Source organism: Streptomyces sp. NRRL S-1022, assembly GCF_000720135.1.
In the GTDB taxonomy this organism is placed as follows: domain Bacteria; phylum Actinomycetota; class Actinomycetes; order Streptomycetales; family Streptomycetaceae; genus Streptomyces.
The window spans coordinates 1-327 of record NZ_JOIU01000172.1; the positions used below are offsets into that span (position 1 = coordinate 1).

Annotated in this window: 1 protein-coding gene; it reads right to left on the minus strand. The window is 67.6% G+C overall.

Annotated features, from left to right (window positions below; all coding sequences use genetic code 11):
• On the minus strand, window positions 1–71 hold a 71-nt coding region (locus IG05_RS47480), incomplete at its 3' end, for a MerR family DNA-binding transcriptional regulator (protein WP_158839175.1).
• Between the last annotated feature and the right edge of the window lie 256 nt (window positions 72–327).

The window sequence follows — 327 nt, forward strand, 5'->3', positions numbered from 1 at the left end:
CCCTGATGGTGGTAGTGCCGCACGGTCCGCGTGGTGACGCCGACGGCAGCGGCGAGTTCTCCGATCCGCATGGGACCAGTAGAGAGGCTGACGTCGCGGCAGGGTCAAGCGGAGGGGCTGGAGGAGGTCGCCTCTTGACGGCTAACGCTGTTAGCCGTACGGTCGTAGATGTCAGGCTAACGACGTTAGCCACCCTGCTTGTCGACCGGAGGCAGCCATGAGCACGGTCACTACCACCGCCCCGCAGCGCTCGACGTGGACCACCGCCCGCCGAGCGACCTGGCTCGCGAACGCCCTGTTCTGGTCGGCCTTCGCGGTGCTGGAGGC